A 17,403-nucleotide genomic window follows, 5' to 3' on the forward strand; every position below is an offset into this window, starting at 1 on the left:
CTCATTCTGTGATAACCGGGAATGTCAGCGTAATAGAGGTCCCGACATGCTCTCTGCTATTCACAGACAAGCCATACCCCTCCCCGAAGCTGGAGCGGATGCGCTCATGCACATTTTTCATGCCAACATTCTTGCTTGGGGCCTCCGGGTCTTCCAGAATCTTATTCATGCGGGACAGCGTCTCCCTGCTCATCCCCACGCCATCGTCATATATCGTTATCGCCAGCACTTGCTCTCTCCGTTCGACCGTAATGCCGACGGTTCCTCTTCCCTGCCCCCGCAGCCCATGCTGAACTGCATTCTCCACCATCGGCTGCAGGGACAGCTTCAGGATGGGCCACTCCAGGTTAACATCTTGGGCAATATCCAGATGCAGCTCGAAGCGGTTCTCATACCGCACAGAAATGATATAGAAGTAATTCTGCAGATGGGCGAGCTCGCTGGCAAGGCTTACACGGTCTTCCCCGTAATCAATAACATACTTCAGCTCATTGGATAACGCCAGAATCATATCCGCCACCTCGCCCGCTTCCTTATCCACCGCGTTCATCCGGATCACCTCAAGGGTGTTGTACAGGTAATGGGGCCGAATCTGACTCTTCAGTGCATTCAGCTCGGTCTGCTTCTGCTTGATCTGGGCCACATAGGCCTCATCAATGTAGACCTGCAGCCGTTCCACCATCCGGTTGAACCCGTGGGCCAGCCTGCCCATCTCATCATTGCTGTTCACGGAGAGCTGGATATCCAGCTTGCCCGACTCCACCACCGCCATCTGCCGGATCAGCTCCCGGATGGGAGCGGCGAGACGTCTGGAGAACCAGGCCCCCATTACAATCATCACAAAGGCACACATGCCGATGGCGATATATACCGTTGCCCGGGCCGACAGCAGCTGCTCGAACAGGTTGCCGCGGTGGATTTTGGCGATAACCTGGCCATTCAAAAAAGGGATCGGCTCACTGAGCACAATCATCTCATGGTTAGTTAGCTCAGCAGCCCCGGCTCCCGCCGCACCGGCAGGCTGGTTGCTGAAATACGTCCGCCCCTCCCCGTCCAGCAGGTACAGCTCATCCTTCTCCCCGAGACTCAGCTCACGGAAGAACTGCTGGAATAACGAGGTATCAATATCGAGGAACAGCGTTCCGACTACCTTGGGCTCTTTGGTCACGCGTCCGGAGGTATCAATCAGGCTGCGCCCGATCGTGAACACCCGGCGGTCCGAGCCATAGAAATAACTGTCCTGATGGGTCGGGAAAATAGCCACCTTCGCAGGATCACCTGCCATGGCGGACAGCCACTCCGCATTCGGAACCGTCTCCATATTCAGCGACCGGTTGCCGCGCTCCTGAGCATACAGCTTACCGTCAGACTGGCGGATAAACTGGACACTGGATATATAAGAATCACTGAACAGAATCGTCTTCAGGAAGGATTCTATCGGAATGGTGTTGATTCTCTCCAGCTCATTCACATTCTGTGTCTGATTCTGCGAATAGCTCTCGATGAACCCTTCATAACGCCCTGTATACATTAATTTGGATACTTCATTATACTGATTGAATGCTGAATTCAGATTATAGCTCATATAGAGCACCATTTGCTGCAGATTGCTGGTGGTATACCGCTCTACATAACCCGAGAAGGTCTGTACGGAGAAGAAGCTCAGCGCAAACAGCGGAATCAGCCCGACCAGCAGGAAGGATGCAGAAAATTTAACAAAAATACTCTTCGGTCCCCGTCCCCAGACCGGCACAGGCCATCGTCTTGTCACTCTATGATCCCCCTCTAATCCGCTTAGCTCCTGACCGATTGCTTGTATTCCTGCGGCAGCTTGCCGAATTGCTTCTTGAACATGTCACTGAAATGCCGCGCGTTGTTGTAGCCGACCCGGTCGGCAATCTCGTAGACCATCAGATCACTCTGCAGCAGCAGCCGCTGGGCATGACCCATCCGCACTTCGGTAACATAATTCTTGAAGTTCTGGCCGGTATGCTTCTTGAAGAAGCTGCTGAAATAATAGGGATTCATATACACCATGGCAGCTATGGACTCCAGCGTAATATTCTCGGCATAATGCTCCTCCACATAGGTTTTCACCTGCGCAAGCTGCGGCATTTCCTTGCTGGAGATCCGGCAGATCAGCTGCTCGGACATTTTGGACAGGACCCCTTCAAATTCCTGCTGCAGTGCACCGAAGGTCGGGGCATCCGCCAGCTTTTCCAGCAGCGGCTTCTCTCCCTGATTCAACAGCCCCGCATCCGCGCCGAAGTCAGCCATATCCTGTTCAAGCTGGATCACGGCATTATACACATAGGACACCGCCTGGTTCCGGCTATCTCCAGAGAGCAGCCGCACGGTCTCCAGCAGCTCGCCCGTTAATGCCGTTAGCCGCTCCTTGTCGAGTGATTTGAGCGCTTCCGGCAGGCTGCTCTGGATGGCAGCCAGTGCAGATACAGGTACAGCGGCCTCCAATGACTCTTCGGGATAGGGAATTACCCGGTTCAATCCGGCGAAATATCTGAATCTTAGCGCTTTCAGCGCTGACTGGTAGGAATCCGCCGCCTCTTCAATGCCGCTGGCCGGGCGGCCGATGCCTACCGACACCTGCAGCTTCAGAAAGCTGTTGATTTTGTGATGCAGATCCTCCATTAATTGCTGCGGTTCATTCAGCTGCTCATGCTGGAGCAGCACCCCGAAACGCTCTCCTTTGCGGAACACATACCCGTTGCCCCTGCTGTCCACCGTCTCCTTGATGATGTTCAGCAAAGCGAACTCCACCAGCTTGCGTTCCCGTTCCTCCCAGCGCGAAGGCTGGCCGCCGTATTCATCCGTCTCGATGACACACACGCTGGCATAGCGGGTAATTGCCGTGTTGCCCATCCGGGCAAGCGTAGCTGCCGCCGCCTTATTGCCGTCGGTCAGCTGCTCCAGCTGCTCCTCCACCGTAACAGACAGGTTCTTCCGCTCATAGGACTTGAGCATTTCCTTGTTGCGCTCTTCCTCGGATTCCTGGCGGATTACCGTAGCTGCGCGGATCACTACCTGCTCCAGCTGACCCGTATTCACCGGCTTGATCAGATAATCCAGCGCCCCGTATTGTACCGCTTGCCGAGCGTAAGTGAATTCCTGATAGGCGCTGATAAAGACCACCTTGATCGGACGCCCGGCATGATGAATTTCACGGATAATATCTATACCCGAATAACCCGGCATACTGATGTCACTGATAATGAGATCGGGATGACAGCTGTCGATCATCGCCTTCAGCTCTATCCCGTCACATGCTTCCCCTACTATATCAAGCCCGAGGCTCTCCCAGGCTATGAGCTTCTTCAGCCCGCGCAGAATAACCGGCTCGTCGTCCGCGAGCAGCACCCGTATGGTTCTGTTCATTGCTGCACCTCCGCATGGTTGTCTTTGATATATTATTACAGGATTGCGGCTGTTTCAGTCTGTATTCATTATTGAAGAGATGCATCCAATTATACTGTATCATGACACCTCCGGCAGCCGGGTGAAGCTTTTTAAGAGGAAAGCGCAGTTTTTTAAGACAATTGTGAAGCTGGGAACTCCCGCCGGACTCGTGGTACAATATCTGATATGATCCTCGAAAAAGTTGGTGAACGCTTGATCTATCTCATTAAATTCGTATACAGCTTTGTCCTCCCGCCCGGGTTATTCGTCCTGCTGCTGCTGGCAATGGTGGTCTGGCTGTGGAAAAATAACCGCCGTCCCGCAATCGTGCTGCTGGCGGTCACGCTCCTGCTCTATCTGTCGATGACCTCTGCTGTCGCCGACACGCTGATCGGGAGCCTGGAGCGGAAGTACCCTCAGCCTGCTTCCGCAGAGGGGGATGTGATCGTAATCCTCGGCGGCGGGGCCACCTCCGGCACCCCGGATCTGGACGGGCAGGGCAATATGTCCGGTCCGGCAGCGAACCGGCTGCTGGCAGCTGCGCGGCTGTACCGCGAGACCGGCCTGCCGATTATTTTCTCCGGGGGACAGGTATTCGCCGACAGCGGCAATGAAGCGGATATCGCCCGGCGGCAGCTCATCGGCCTCGGCATCCCCGCAGAGGACATCCTGCCGGAGAACCGCTCGCTCAATACAGAGCAGAATGCGGTCAACACCGCAAAGCTCATGCAGGAGCATGGCTTCAGCCGTCCCGTTCTGGTGACCTCGGGCTTCCATATGCCGCGCAGCATGGTTCAGTTCGAGCATGCCGGACTTATGCCGCAGGCTTTTCCGGTAGATTTCCAGGCCAGCCGTCCTATGTCACTCTATGTAAGCAAATTCACTCCGTCTGCCGGAGCCGTCTCCACAACCGGGCTGGCGCTGAAGGAGTATCTGGGGTTAATCGCTGCGAAGCTGCTGCCTTGATCCCTGCAGTTGGCGTCACGCGGCTGTACGCTCATCTAAGAAAGCGAGGTACCTTTAACCAATGAACCCGTACGATGAAGAGAAATTAACCGGCGGAAATGTAAATGAGATCATCCGCAAGGCAGACACCGTCTGCCGTCCTACAGGGAGCTGGAGCACAAGTATTCATGCACTTCTACAGCATTTGGAGCAGCAGAATTTCGCAGGAGCACCCAGATTCCTAGGCGTAGATGAAGCAGGGCGCGAGATTCTATCCTTTCTTCCCGGCGAGGTTCCGGGCAACGCTTATCCTGAGCTGGAGCCGTACATGTGGTCTGAAGAGACCCTTACGGGTCTGGCACGCCTGTTACGCAGGTATCATGATGCAACAGAGGGCTTTGTACCGAATAGTATACATACGGAGTGGCAGCTTCCCTATGCCGATCCTGCCGCACATGAAGTGATCTGCCATAATGACGCGGCGCTGTACAACGTGGTGTTTCAGCATGGTGCGCCTGTGGCGCTGATTGATTTCGATATGGCTGGTCCAGGCCCGCGCCTATGGGACATTGCCTATAGCCTCTACACCTCAGCTCCGCTCGCCGGTTTTGCTCCTGACTATCTGACAGGTTCCACGGTACCTTACCAGGCAGACCTCCATGCAGCAGACCGGCAGCGGCGGATTCAGCTGTTTTTTGAAGCCTATGGACTCCCTGTCCCGGAAGATCTGCACGACTGGTTGACCCGGCGGCTCACGGCTATGTGCGATACGCTGAAGAAGGAGGCCGAGGCGGGCAATCCTGCTTTTGTCCAAATGGTGGAAGAAGGCCACCTGGCCCACTACGAGCGCGAGCTGCAATTCATAGCTGACCATTACAGCGAATGGACTACTGCTTGAAGCAAAAGCCGGAACCCTACACACATAGGAGTTCCGGCTTTATTCGTTACATTTACTCTTTAATCAACTCTGCAACAACCGCAGACACCTCTTCAGCCAGCAGCTTCGGCTCAAGCTCCATCTGAACGCCGATCCGGCCTGCGCTGACCGCGATTGTCTCAAGCTCCGCCGCACTGCTGTGAATGAACGTAGGGTAAAGCTTCTTCATCCCGACAGGGGAACAGCCCCCGCGGACATATCCCGTGTGCTTCAGCAGGTCCTTCAGCGGCAGCAGCTCAATCTTCTTCACTCCGGCGGCTCTGGCGGCTCTCTTCAGATCCAGCTCCTCAGCAACCGGGATCACATAGACATATGGCTGCGGTCCGCTGTGTGCGACCAGTGTCTTGAATACTACCTCAGGAGGCAGGCCAATCTTCTCAGCAACCGCTGTTCCGTGAATCAGCCCGTCCTCATTGTCGTAGCTATGAATGGTGTAGCTTATCTTCCTTGCATCCAGTATGCGCATGGCATTCGTTTTGTTCATCTGCCGCTCCCCCTAATCCCGGGGATAATTGATTTGCATAATGTCCATGAACGGCACCTTGATAATCTCTTCGTTATTTCTGACATGCACCCTGCCGGTACGCGAATCCATCTCTACAATCACCCCGCGCACCTCTTCTTCCTTCCCCCAGACCGTCAGCAGAATCTCGGAATCCTCCTGCTTCGCCTCTACCAGCTGGTTGCCCAGCTCCTCAAGCACGAATTCGTCGCGGGTGGGACGTTTTGCCACTTTTGCCTTCGCCACACTTTGCCTCCAGTAAGCCATTACAGAATATAGGATAATGCCCGGTGTAAATGCTCGTGTCTATTATACCATGAGAGGAAGCCTGATTTTACACAAATCACGATTATTATTCATGATTCAATAGCGCTGCCCCCGCGATGCCGGGATGGGTCATTTCATACGGGTCCAGAATCAGGTTCAGCTCTTCCTCGCTAAGCACATTGTACTTCAGACACAAGGCCCGCACCGATTCTCCGGTCAGAATAGCTTCCCTGGCAATCCGCGAGACGACCTCATACCCCAGATGCGGGTTCACGGCGGTAATGATGCCGACGCTTCTCTCCACCTCACGCGCAAGCTTCTCCTTGTTGGCTTCAATCCCTGCCAGACAATAGTCGGTGAACACCCGGAAGGAATTGTTCATGATGCTGATCGACTGAATCAGATTGAACACCATCACCGGCTCCATAACGTTCAGCTCCAGTTGACCGGCCTGAGCGGCGAGGCAGATCGTGTGATCATTGCCAATCACCTGAAAAGCCACCTGGTTAATCACCTCGGCCATCACCGGATTCACCTTACCGGGCATGATGGACGATCCCGGCTGGCGGGCCGGCAGCGTAATTTCATTGAAGCCGGAACGCGGGCCCGAGGCCATCAGGCGCAGATCGTTGGCGATTTTGGACATATTCATCATGCAGACCTTCAGCGAGGCCGAGACTTCGGTATAGGCATCCGTATTCTGCGTAGCATCCACCAGATGCTCGGCGCTGACCAGCGGCAGCCCGCTAATCTCAGCCAGCAGCTCAACGACCCGCGTAATATACCGGGGATCGGCGTTCAGTCCGGTACCCACGGCGGTAGCTCCCATGTTCACCTCATAGAGATGGCCGCGCGTATGCTCGATCCGCTGAATATCACGCTCCAGCACCCGGCTGTACGCCTCGAATTCCTGTCCCAGACGGATTGGCACCGCATCCTGCAGGTGGGTCCGCCCCATTTTAATGACGGAATCGAATTCAGCAGCCTTCTGCAAAAATACACCGTGCATCGTCCGCATCGTGATCAGCAGCTGCTCCAGCAGCGATAGCGTGGCAATATGAATTGCCGTCGGAAAAGCATCGTTCGTCGATTGCGCCATATTCACATGAGTGTTCGGACTGAGCTGCAGGTAATCCCCCTTGGCCTTGCCCAGCAGCTCCAGCGCACGGTTCGCAATCACTTCATTGGCATTCATATTCAGCGAGGTGCCTGCGCCGCCCTGAATCGGATCAACGATGAACTGCTCATCCCAGTTCCCCGCGATCACCTCGTCTGCCGCTTGGACGATAACCTCACCCAGGCCCTTATAGAGGCGGCCGATTTCCATGTTGGCGAGCGCAGCGGATTTTTTGACAATCCCCATCGCCTTGATTAATTCATGATGAACACGGTAGCCTGTAATCGGGAAATTCTCCACCGCCCGGAGGGTCTGTATCCCGTAATAGGCCTGATGCTCCACTTGCTTGCTGCCCAAAAAATCCTTCTCCAGCCGATATTCCGTCTCTGTCATCCTGCTCTCCCCCATGTCTTCAGTAGTAGATCCTCTGCTGCAAATTAGTCAACTTATTCTTTCCTTGCAGCGCCAAAGATATTACCTTCATTGCTGCGCCATGCTTAAGGCCTATGCGGGTAGCGCAAAGAACCCGGCAGCCATTGCTGACCCCCGGGCTCTATGTCATTGTAGCTTAAAATTTAAGATAGTTCCAATCCGAAAAAATCCTAATGTCTCCAGGGAGCGAAGTGTCCCGTTTAGACCATATAATGTTCAAATGATACCGGCTTGCCGTTAATCAGCGACTGTATTCCTGTATGCTTATTGTCTATACTGAGCTGCAGGCGCTCATTCCCGATCCAGGCCGTATACGCTGCCGAGAGGATCTCTCCTTCCGTAAATTCCGGTGCCCGCTGTATAGCGGCTGCGGCAAATTCCTCAAGACTGTATATCCCCAGCTCCGCCGCCTGATCTGTGCTTAACGCTTCAACCACGACGGCTCCGGGCATGTTCTTGGACGTTACCTCCAGATAGGATGGCCGCTCCAGCAGTTCATATTCCTGTGATAGATAGACGGCAAAATACACATTGCCCGCATAGCCAAGCAGCGCCTTGGGCTGCCTGATCCATTCGCCCAGCGGGAGCACCCCGACGATGGCCGTATCCTCTCCTTCGGGCACCGGGAACAGCGACAGGATCGTGTTCTGATGATACAGCACCTCCATATAAGGACTCTGGTGCCGGGGATCGCCCGGCTGATAGCCTTGACCCGGATGGAAAAAATAAAGCCGGTTCACGCCCGCCGCCGCCGGAACCGGGAGCGAGAAGGCCCAGCGCAGCTGCTCATTGTCGAATTCCTCCACCCGCTCCCACATCCCGCCTGCCGCGTAATCCTTGCAGATATAGGCGTAAGAATGCAGCACCGGCTGGCGCTCCGTGGAACCGGCAACTACTTTCTCAGTCTTCTTGCAGACTTCTGCCGGTAACCGGCGGTTCAGGGCAGCGGAACGCACCTCCTCCGGCGCTTCATAATAGAGGAACCCTGCATATTCGGTGCGCGGCATCTCCTCCGGCAGCGCGAAATCGCCGAACTGGACATAATCATGCAGCAGATTGCCGTCTGCCGGAACATCATGCGGCCAGCCCCGGGAATGGGCGCCTGCCCAGGCGCCTTTAAGGTACCACAGGCTCCGTTCGCTCCAGAGGTAGTCCAGCATTTCCCCAAGTGTAGACTTCAGGCTGCTGTCCTCTTCCAGCTCCCAGGCACAGGTGAATGCCTGCACCCAGTGCCAGAACCACGGCAGGCTGCCATATTCCGGCATTCCCTTCGCCCGGATATGCGCCAGCGTCAGCTCCAGACTGTGCCGCCCGTCCTCCCTCAGCAGATCATCCTCGAACAGCCTGCCGAAGATCAGCTTGGCGGCCGTATATTTGGCTTCATGATGGCCGAAGGTCGCTACCTGCTTACGGAAGAAGGCACTGCGGTAGATATGGCCGATAGCCGTATGGAACGCCACCCGCAATCCCGCACTGAACCGGTCGGAATATTGCCGGTTGAACCAGACCATCAGGCTGCCCATAATCTCAACCGGCAGCTCATGCGGTGCAGCCTCTCCCGGAGTGGGATGCAGCCCCAGCGGCCAATGTCCATACAGGGGGGTCCCCGGCATCCGGTTCTGGAGCCTAACGGTTTCTAATAGTACAGACTCGGCTTTCCGCTTGGCATCCTCCTTGCCAAACGGCAGCTCCAGGGTGTCATCCACCGCAGCGGCAAACAGATAAGACGCATAATAGAAGTTGTTCCGCACATCATCATGGAACCAGAGTCCGCTGTACAGCAGCGGGCGGCGCTCCGCCTCCACCGCGATAGCGGATATAATCTGCCGCTGGCGTATTTTAGAAGTCGTCTGTTGCTGAGTCATATCTGCCATCTCGTTCACCCTCCGTAGGTATGAATTCCATATTTTTAATCCTGAATAATTCCCCTGTACTCCAGCTCTATTGTGCACGCTTTCAGTTCAGATGGCAATCTTATTCCCGAACAAATAAACTAAAATAAACATACTAAAAAAGATTATGCTTGATAAATGAACGTAAATGGATTAAGTTGTACCTATACGAACGAAAATATATTTTCTAAGGAGACTGAATATTCGATGGAAAGACGTTTTGCATCACATCCGAATGAAGTGAAGCAGTTTGACACTGAGCGCCTGCGTAAGGAGTTCCATATCCCGGTTATCTTTGCACCAGACGAGCTGAAGCTTGTCCTGACCCATGAAGACCGCATGATCGTTGGAGGAGCGAATCCGGTGAACGGAGAGGTAACTCTGACTACGGACCTCAAGGAGCTTGGCGTAACTTACTTCCTGGAACGCCGCGAGCTGGGAATCATCAATGTCGGCGGCCCGGGTTCGGTTGTTGTGGACGGTACTGAATATGAGGTTGATTTCAAGGAATGCCTGTATGTGGGCCAAGGCTCGAAGGATGTTATTTTCAAGAGTGCGGACAGCGCTAAGCCAGCAAAATTCTATCTGAATTCCGCTCCGGCACACCAGTCTTACCCGACTACGAAGACTACGCTGGCTGAATCCGAATCCGGAGCCATGGGCGGTCTGGAGAATTCCAACGAACGGACGATTCACCGCTTCATCCACACGAACGGCGTGCAGAGCGCACAGCTTGTAATGGGGATGACTCAGCTGAAGCCGGGCAGCATGTGGAACACCATGCCATCCCACACGCATCCGCGCCGGATGGAAGCCTACTTCTATTTCGATCTGCCGGATGATTCCATCGTCTTCCACCTGATGGGCGAGCCGACCGAGACCCGCCACATCGTAATGCACAATGAACAGGCTGTCATCTCGCCAAGCTGGTCCATTCACAGCGGTGTCGGTACACATAACTATACCTTCATCTGGAGCATGGCCGGAGACAACAAGCGGTATGATGATATGGACCCCGTAGGGATGAAAGAATTACAATAGTAGCAAATCAACTACGGAAAGATGAGGCAGGCGGATGAACCCGATACGGCGGCACGAGATGATTATGGAAGTTATGCTGAACCAGAAGGATGTAACCGTGAACGAATTGAGCGACAAGCTCCAGGTCACCGGCAAAACGATCCGCGAGGACTTAAGCAAGCTGGAGGAGCAGGGACTGATTATGCGCGTCCACGGCGGTGCCGTGCTGGCACAGAGCGATCAGTTCGGCATTCTGCCCCTACGCAATCCGCTGGATAAATACGCCGAGGAGAAGACGGAGATTGCCCGGCGTGCGCTAGCGCATATCGCTCCGGATGACATCATTGCCCTGGACGGCGGAAGCACAACGCTTGAGATTGCCCGGCGGCTTACGAATATGCCTCTTACGGTCATTACCAATGATGTCTACATCATCAGTGAGCTGGTCCAGAGAGATAACATCCGTCTGGTCGTACCCGGCGGCTACCGTGTCCGCAATATGCTGGCCGGTCCCGAAGCCGTGTCCTATGTACAGAAGCTTAATATTCAAAAAGCCTTTCTCTCGGCCACAGCCGTTCATATTGAACACGGCCTGTCCATCTATACCGGCGATCTTATAGATTTCAAACAGGCGCTAGTCTCCACAGCCCGTCAGGTGTTCGCCGCTTGCGATCATCACAAGTTCGGACAGACCGCGCTGCGCACCTTCGCCTCCCTGCAGGAGGTCGATGTGCTGCTGACAGACAGCGGGCTTGCCCCGGAGACCGCAGAGCTGTTCCGCAAGGCCGGCGTCAACATTGAATGCGGCTAATTTCACAATTCAAATCGCTCAAAGGAGAGAATAATCATATGTCATCTTTATTCAGCTTGGCAGGTAAGACAGCAATCGTAACAGGCGCAGCGCAAGGTCTTGGACAAGGCATTGCCATCGCCTTCGCAGAAGCCGGTGCAGACGTAGTCTCCGTATCTCTTAATTCCAGTGACGAGACCGTAGCAGCCTGTGAAGCTTTTGGCGTCAAAGCACTGAGTATCGCCACAGACCTCAGCGACCATTCCAAGCTTCAAGGCATGTTCGACGAAGCCGTTGCCTTCACCGGCAAAGTGGATATCCTCGTCAACTGTGCAGGCATGATCCGCCGTACTCCGGCCAAGGATCACAGTGAGAAAGACTGGTTCGATGTCATTAACCTCAACCAGAACACTGTCTTCCTGCTGTCGCAGATTGCCGGACGTCACTTCCTGGAACGGGGGAGCGGTAAAATCATCAACATCGCCTCCATGCTCTCCTACCAGGGCGGCATCAACGTGCCGGGCTACACCGCAAGCAAGCATGCCGTAGCCGGTCTGACCAAAGCCTTTGCCAATGAATGGGCAGGCTCGGGCCTTAACATCAACGCGATTGCTCCGGGCTACATGGCTACCGAAAACACCGCTCCGATCCGTGCGGACCAGAGCCGCTCCGACTCCATCCTTGAGCGTATTCCAGCCGGACGCTGGGGAACTGCCGATGATGTGAAGGGCCCTGCCGTATTCCTGGCCTCCGCAGCATCCGACTACCTGAACGGCCACATTCTGAATGTGGATGGCGGCTGGCTGGCTAGATAAGTACAGGCTAGTATACGGCCATTACAAGATTTAATAGAGAAAGACCCCCGGGGCTTCGATTGAAGCTCCGGGGGTCTTTTGCCGCTTATAAGGATCAGGCTGTCGGGTCGCTGAAGACCACGAATTGTTCCGGATTCGCACGGATGTACTCCGCGATGATCCGCAGGCTGCCTGATGTGATCTGCTGATACCGGGTGTAGAGTCCGCTTACCGCAGTTTGAAGCTCACTATCTGTGTTCAGGTCTGGGATCGCCGCCTCGCCCCAGCCTCGTCCTACCCGCCGGTTCCTCGCTGCGAATATCCCCTTAGACTCTTCCAGAAGCTGAATAAGTGCAAAGTCTCCAAAATACTGCAGTCCCTCCAGCACCCCCTCCCAATGCCCGGGCTGATCCAGCAGATAGCAAATCCACCCATAGTATTCTTCGGCAGAGTTAGAACTATGGCCATACAGAATCCGGAACATACAGAGTGCCCTCTGTCCTCTTCCAAGATGCGAGATCGCCTCATTCTTCACCTCCGGAGATTTCGCGCGGATCTGCTGGAAGGTCGGCTCCATACAGGCCCAGCCGAGCCGCTCGGCGCTTAGGGATTCGAAAGTAATACGGTCCATCGTTACCAGCGTCACTAATGTTCCTCCTCAATTGTTATACATATAGAACAGGAATCCGGCCAGAGCGAGGCCGAAGCCACAGCCTTCATGGCGCCCCCGTTCATCCATCATGTGCTCTAGGGCTCTACCCTCTAATTTACTGGATATTATTGTATTTCCTTATTTATGGTAAGCTGTTTATAACTTATCGTCAACCCATGCGCGGTATCGTGCACGGGATCAATTAGCATTTTGTGAAGGAGCAACTATTATGGTCCAGGAAATACTTACTACGTTTGATGAACAAGGGAACCGGACGGGGACGGCTCCCCGGGACGAGGTTCACCGCCAAGGTCTCTGGCATGAGACCTTCCACTGCTGGTTTGTCCGCAAAGCTGACAGCGGGCTGAGGATCTGCCTCCAGCTGCGCAGTCAGCAGAAGAGAGATTATGCCGGGCTGCTCGATATCACTGCTGCCGGGCATCTGCTGGCTGACGAGACCGTTATGGACGGTATCCGCGAGGTACAGGAGGAACTGGGACTTTCAATTGCTTTTGACGAGTTGCAGCCGCTGGGGGTCATCCCCTACCAGATGGATTCCGCCGGATTCATGGACCGTGAACGGGCGCATGTATTTGTCTACGAGAACCGCTATGCACTAAGTGAATTCACCCCGCAGCTGGAAGAAGTGGCTGGAATCGTAGAGGCCCGCTTCGCTGACTTCCGCAGCTTCATCTCGGGAGCAGACAGCACGCTTCATGTGCAGGGCTTCCAGGTCACCGGGAACGGTGAACGAACGGACATCGACGAGCTGGTGGACTTCACGCACTTTGTCCCGCATGAGCGTGAATACTTCAGGCGGGTGATTGAGGGGATTGAGCGGTTGTACTGTTAAAGCTGAAATTTTGCTCCCTAATCATCCGACTCCCTTATAGCAGATGGATTTTGTACACTTAATTTACATAGAGTAAGCGGATTTTTGGAATTAGGTGGATAAACAGCATCTAATTCGTTCCCTTTAGCTACTTGAGGAGATATGAGAGGAATTAAATGTACTTTTTCCAATTAAATTTCGGATTTTACCTAATCAAGAGAAATTAAATGCTCTTTTTCCAACTATGTCCGGCTCGCCGGAACAACACCGGGTTGGAGCACCATAAGCAGAGGCAGAGCCACAACCAAAGGCAGAACCAGAGCCAGAAATATAACCAAAACAAAAAGGCAGAACCCGTCGATGGGGTTCTGCCTTCTTTTGTAACTCACTCTATCTGTGCTGATACTTGTAACTATATTACGCGATTTAGCTGCTCCACTTATGCTTTGGCCGCTGCGCGCTTCAGAATTGCAAGTCCATTCACTGCCAGCTTCAGCTCGGCCGGAACCGCTGCGCCGGATTCTACATCAGTATAGGCTTGTCCGTCCAGCGTCACTACTTGCTCGGAGCCGCTGAAATTCTGCACGAATACATACTCATGCTCACCATCGGAACGCAGCTGGGCAGTTACACCGGTCGGAAGCTCACTGTTCAGTGTGCGGCTGATCCGCTCTTTTCCAGTAATTGCGGCGTACAGGTCCACATAGAACTGCGCGTCCTTCACACGTGTTGCCAGATGATAAGCCTTACCCGCTCCCAGCTTGTTCACAGTGAGTGCAGGTCTGCCGGCATAGAAGTCGCTGCGGTAATGACCCAGCGCCTCCGCGCCTTCGAGATGAATCAGCTCGGCGATCTCATGCGCATCGTATTCCCCGCTCAGCTTCAAGCTGTTGCCAGGGTCCAGCACCAGACCGTTCAGGTCGCGGCTGTGCAGCCCTTCTGTCTCTTCGGCCCAAATGCCCAGCGTTCTGCGCAGCGGTCCAGGGAAGCCGCCCAGGTGACACAGATCGGTCTCGCCGACCACTCCCGACCAATAGGTGGCAAGGAAGGTGCCGCCTTGCTCTACATACTTCTCAATCCGCTTCCCGTTCTCTTCGCTGATCAGGTACAGCATAGGAGCAATCACCAGCTTGTAGCCGGACAGGTCATCGCCTGAGCCTACCACATCCACCGGAATTCCCAGCTCCCACAGTCCCCGGTAATGCTGAAGCACCGTCTCTTCATATTTCAGGCCGGAATTGCGGATACCTTGGGCATCCTTCACCGCCCAGCGGTTATCCCAGTCGAACAAAATGGCTGTCTCAGCAGGAGTTGTTGTACCTACAACATCCTCCAGTCCCGCCAGGGTACGGCCTACCTCAGCTACATCCCTGAAGACACGGGTCTCCGTGTGTCCGCTATGGTCGATCACCGCGCCGTGGAATTTCTCGCTGGAGCCGCGGCTTTTACGCCACTGGAAGTACTGTACAGAATCTGAACCATGCGCTACTGCCTGGAGTGAGGACAGCTTGTGCATTCCCGGACGCTTCAGCTTGCTGACAATCTGCCAGTTCGTGAGGGAAGGCGTGCTTTCCATGAGAAGGAAAGGCTTCTTTTTGAAGCTGCGGTACATATCATGGTGCATCGCTGTCCAAGCGGCCAGACGGGCGTCATCATCGTCCTCGGTATATCCCCAGTCCGGGTAAGCATCCCATGATACCACATCAAGAATCTTCGCCATATTACGGTAGTCTACGCCGTCAATCATATGCATGTTGGTGGTCACCGGCAGGTCAGGGTTAAAGCCCCGCACCGCGTCAATCTCATGCTGGCAGAAGTTAATCGTCTGATCGCTTACGAACCGGCGCCAGTCCAGGTTAAGCCCGTGAACCTGAGTCTCACCATGCGGAGCAGGGGACTCGATCTGTTCCCAGGAAGTATACGTATGGCTCCAGAAGGTAGCCCACCAAGCGTGGTTCACCTCATCCAGATCATTATTGTACTTCACCTTGAGCCAGTCTCTGAAGGCATCCTGACAGTAATTACAGTGACATTCGCCGCCGAATTCATTAGAGATATGCCAGCCGATCACTGCCGGGTGATGCGCATAACGCTCAGCAAGCTTGGAGTTGATCAGCGCTGTTTTTTCACGGTAGACCGGAGAAGTGAAGCAGTGATTATGACGGACGCCATGCAGGTTGCGCACCCGGTTCCGTTCCACCCGCAGCACTTCAGGATACTTCTCGGACATCCATGCCGGACGCGCACCGCTCGGAGTAGCCAGGAACGCATAAATACCATTCTCCGCAAAACGGTCCAGCAGCTGGTCCATCCACTCAAAGTTAAATACCCCTTCTTCGCGCTCCAGGGAGACCCAGGAGAAAATTCCGACAGACATGACATTACAGCCTGCCAGCTTCATCATACGGATATCTTCTTCCAGCACCCCCGGATATTTCAGCCATTGCTCGGGATTATAGTCGGCGCCGTGAAGCATTACAGGAGCCTTGCTGCTGATTGCAGGAACTTTGCTGCTCATATTATTTCATCCTCTCGTTTAGGTGTGATGGTAGATGTCAGGATGGGACTTTTCACTGATACAATTTCTTCTGTGGCTCTGTCCCTCTTGCTTATAACGATTTACACTATTTATAATAAAGGATAATCCGTGATCAATGGTAGGATAATAATAGCGTTTGCATAGCACAAAATGAATATGAGGTGTTCGTATGCTCCCCTTCTCTCTGATTGAAATGCCGCGTGACCTGAATGCTTTCCCTCTCTATCCGTACTCTGTCGGCCGTCATATCCAGTATCACCATGTGCGTCCTGCCGGATTCCCGGTGCATCAGATTTTCCTGATCCGCAGCGGCAGCGGGCGGTTCCGTGACCTGGAGGACGGCACCGAAACGGTGCTGCAGCCTGGGATGGCCTATGCATTTCCGCCTGACCGCGGGCATGAATATTATCCGTTATCCCACGAGCCGTGGCATGTCGGCTTCATCGGGTTCCACGGCAGCCAGTCTGCCTCCGTTCTGGAGGGTCTCAGCCTGCTGCCGCCAGCCCCGTTCCGCCTCGAACGGTTCGAGGAGTGCTGGGAGATGCTCGGCGGGATCTGGCACACGGTGAATGGGAACAGCTCGGCGCGTCAGGAGGAACAGTCGATGCAGGACTTGTCGGTGACGCTGTACCGGCTGCTGCTGATGCTGCGCAGAAGTGAAGTCTCCACAGGTGCAGCGACCCGGCTGGAGAACGAAAACGTCCGCAACGAGGCACTGAACAAAGCAGTCAGCCTGATCAACGAGCATTTCACCGAGCCGCTGCTGATCACCAATCTGGCGGCGGCTGTCGGTTATTCCGTCCAGCATTTCCAGCGTCTGTTCCTGCAGGAATACGGGGTCACTCCGCATAAGTATCTGCAGAACCTGCGGCTGCAGCGCGCCATGCAGATGCTGACCGAGGACCCTGAACGTCCCGTGCAGGATATCGCCCTCAACCTTGGCATGGAGACCAATTACTTCATCCGGGTCTTCCGCAAAGCCCATGGAGTGACTCCAGGGGTTATGCGCAGCCGGCTGCATCCGGGCAAGGATCAATCCTGATCTGCGCAGGGCAGCCGATAATCCCGGCCATAGCCACAGAGCTGTGCCAACCCGATGTGTTCGGTTTAATACGAAAATAAAAGTACCGGAAAACGCGCCGCAGACTGGGTTTTGACAAAAGAAGACCCACCGGCCCAAAAAACGTTTCGTTTTTTTTGAAAAAGGGAAGACTATGGGGTAGGATTTAGTTGCACGCTATATCCTAACTGCTGGATATATTGCACATAC

Annotated in this window: 15 protein-coding genes; 7 read left to right on the forward strand and 8 right to left on the reverse strand. The window is 54.3% G+C overall.

Features of this window, described 5'->3' with window-relative positions; all coding sequences use genetic code 11:
• Window position 1: 1 nt before the first annotated feature.
• Together J2Z70_RS27940 and J2Z70_RS27945 are read right to left on the reverse strand one after the other, a co-directional pair.
• Complete coding sequence (locus tag J2Z70_RS27940) at window positions 2-1,771, reverse strand: cache domain-containing sensor histidine kinase (RefSeq protein ID WP_342593067.1); 1,770 nt, start codon at window positions 1,769-1,771, stop codon at window positions 2-4.
• Window positions 1,772-1,794: 23 nt separating this feature from the next.
• On the reverse strand, window positions 1,795-3,393 hold the full coding sequence (locus J2Z70_RS27945; protein WP_209878548.1) for a response regulator transcription factor: 1,599 nt from the start codon (window positions 3,391-3,393) through the stop codon (window positions 1,795-1,797).
• A 234-nt stretch (window positions 3,394-3,627) separates the two neighbouring features.
• Here J2Z70_RS27945 and J2Z70_RS27950 point away from each other — a divergent pair, with 234 nt between their 5' ends.
• Together J2Z70_RS27950 and J2Z70_RS27955 are read left to right on the forward strand one after the other, a co-directional pair.
• The gene (locus J2Z70_RS27950) at window positions 3,628-4,380 is read left to right on the forward strand and encodes a YdcF family protein (protein WP_209878550.1); all 753 of its coding nucleotides are present in this window, start codon (window positions 3,628-3,630) and stop codon (window positions 4,378-4,380) included.
• Between the two features lie 61 nt (window positions 4,381-4,441).
• Window positions 4,442-5,257, forward strand: a complete 816-nt coding sequence (locus J2Z70_RS27955; RefSeq protein ID WP_209878552.1) for a phosphotransferase enzyme family protein — start codon at window positions 4,442-4,444, stop codon at window positions 5,255-5,257.
• Between the two features lie 52 nt (window positions 5,258-5,309).
• Here J2Z70_RS27955 and ybaK read toward each other — a convergent pair whose 3' ends face one another.
• The 4 genes from ybaK to J2Z70_RS27975 form a co-directional block, all read right to left on the reverse strand.
• A complete protein-coding gene (gene ybaK, locus J2Z70_RS27960) occupies window positions 5,310-5,780 on the reverse strand; it encodes a Cys-tRNA(Pro) deacylase (protein WP_209878555.1) in 471 nt (156 codons plus the stop codon).
• Window positions 5,781-5,792: 12 nt separating this feature from the next.
• Window positions 5,793-6,065, reverse strand: a complete 273-nt coding sequence (locus J2Z70_RS27965) for a YolD-like family protein (RefSeq protein ID WP_268748447.1) — start codon at window positions 6,063-6,065, stop codon at window positions 5,793-5,795.
• Window positions 6,066-6,150: 85 nt separating this feature from the next.
• The gene (gene aspA, locus J2Z70_RS27970; protein WP_209878557.1) at window positions 6,151-7,575 is read right to left on the reverse strand and encodes an aspartate ammonia-lyase; all 1,425 of its coding nucleotides are present in this window, start codon (window positions 7,573-7,575) and stop codon (window positions 6,151-6,153) included.
• Between the two features lie 239 nt (window positions 7,576-7,814).
• Window positions 7,815-9,488 (reverse strand): hypothetical protein, encoded by a 1,674-nt coding sequence (locus J2Z70_RS27975; protein ID WP_209878559.1) that lies wholly within the window; start codon window positions 9,486-9,488, stop codon window positions 7,815-7,817.
• A 225-nt stretch (window positions 9,489-9,713) separates the two neighbouring features.
• Between J2Z70_RS27975 and kduI the strand changes: the two genes are divergently transcribed.
• From kduI to kduD, 3 genes are read left to right on the forward strand one after another with little or no spacing between them, the layout of a single operon-like run.
• Window positions 9,714-10,547 carry a 5-dehydro-4-deoxy-D-glucuronate isomerase gene (kduI, locus tag J2Z70_RS27980; protein ID WP_036724811.1) on the forward strand — a complete coding sequence of 278 codons (834 nt, stop codon included), beginning with the start codon at window positions 9,714-9,716 and terminating at the stop codon, window positions 10,545-10,547.
• 34 nt (window positions 10,548-10,581) lie between these two features.
• Entirely contained in the window at window positions 10,582-11,337 is a 756-nt protein-coding gene (locus J2Z70_RS27985) for a DeoR/GlpR family DNA-binding transcription regulator (RefSeq protein ID WP_209878561.1), read from the forward strand.
• 38 nt (window positions 11,338-11,375) lie between these two features.
• The gene (kduD, locus tag J2Z70_RS27990) at window positions 11,376-12,131 is read left to right on the forward strand and encodes a 2-dehydro-3-deoxy-D-gluconate 5-dehydrogenase KduD (protein WP_036724808.1); all 756 of its coding nucleotides are present in this window, start codon (window positions 11,376-11,378) and stop codon (window positions 12,129-12,131) included.
• 94 nt (window positions 12,132-12,225) lie between these two features.
• Here the strand turns inward: kduD and J2Z70_RS27995 are convergent, their stop codons facing one another.
• On the reverse strand, window positions 12,226-12,756 hold the full coding sequence (locus J2Z70_RS27995; RefSeq protein ID WP_209878563.1) for a hypothetical protein: 531 nt from the start codon (window positions 12,754-12,756) through the stop codon (window positions 12,226-12,228).
• 235 nt (window positions 12,757-12,991) lie between these two features.
• Here J2Z70_RS27995 and J2Z70_RS28000 point away from each other — a divergent pair, with 235 nt between their 5' ends.
• Complete coding sequence (locus J2Z70_RS28000; RefSeq protein ID WP_209878565.1) at window positions 12,992-13,615, forward strand: NUDIX hydrolase; 624 nt, start codon at window positions 12,992-12,994, stop codon at window positions 13,613-13,615.
• 418 nt (window positions 13,616-14,033) lie between these two features.
• Here the strand turns inward: J2Z70_RS28000 and J2Z70_RS28005 are convergent, their stop codons facing one another.
• A complete protein-coding gene (locus J2Z70_RS28005; RefSeq protein WP_209878567.1) occupies window positions 14,034-16,112 on the reverse strand; it encodes a beta-galactosidase in 2,079 nt (692 codons plus the stop codon).
• 190 nt (window positions 16,113-16,302) lie between these two features.
• Here J2Z70_RS28005 and J2Z70_RS28010 point away from each other — a divergent pair, with 190 nt between their 5' ends.
• Complete coding sequence (locus J2Z70_RS28010) at window positions 16,303-17,175, forward strand: AraC family transcriptional regulator (RefSeq protein WP_209878568.1); 873 nt, start codon at window positions 16,303-16,305, stop codon at window positions 17,173-17,175.
• Window positions 17,176-17,403 lie beyond the last annotated feature (228 nt).

Source organism: Paenibacillus silagei (assembly GCF_017874735.1).
GTDB classification, from domain to species: Bacteria; Bacillota; Bacilli; order Paenibacillales; family Paenibacillaceae; genus Paenibacillus_AQ; species Paenibacillus_AQ silagei.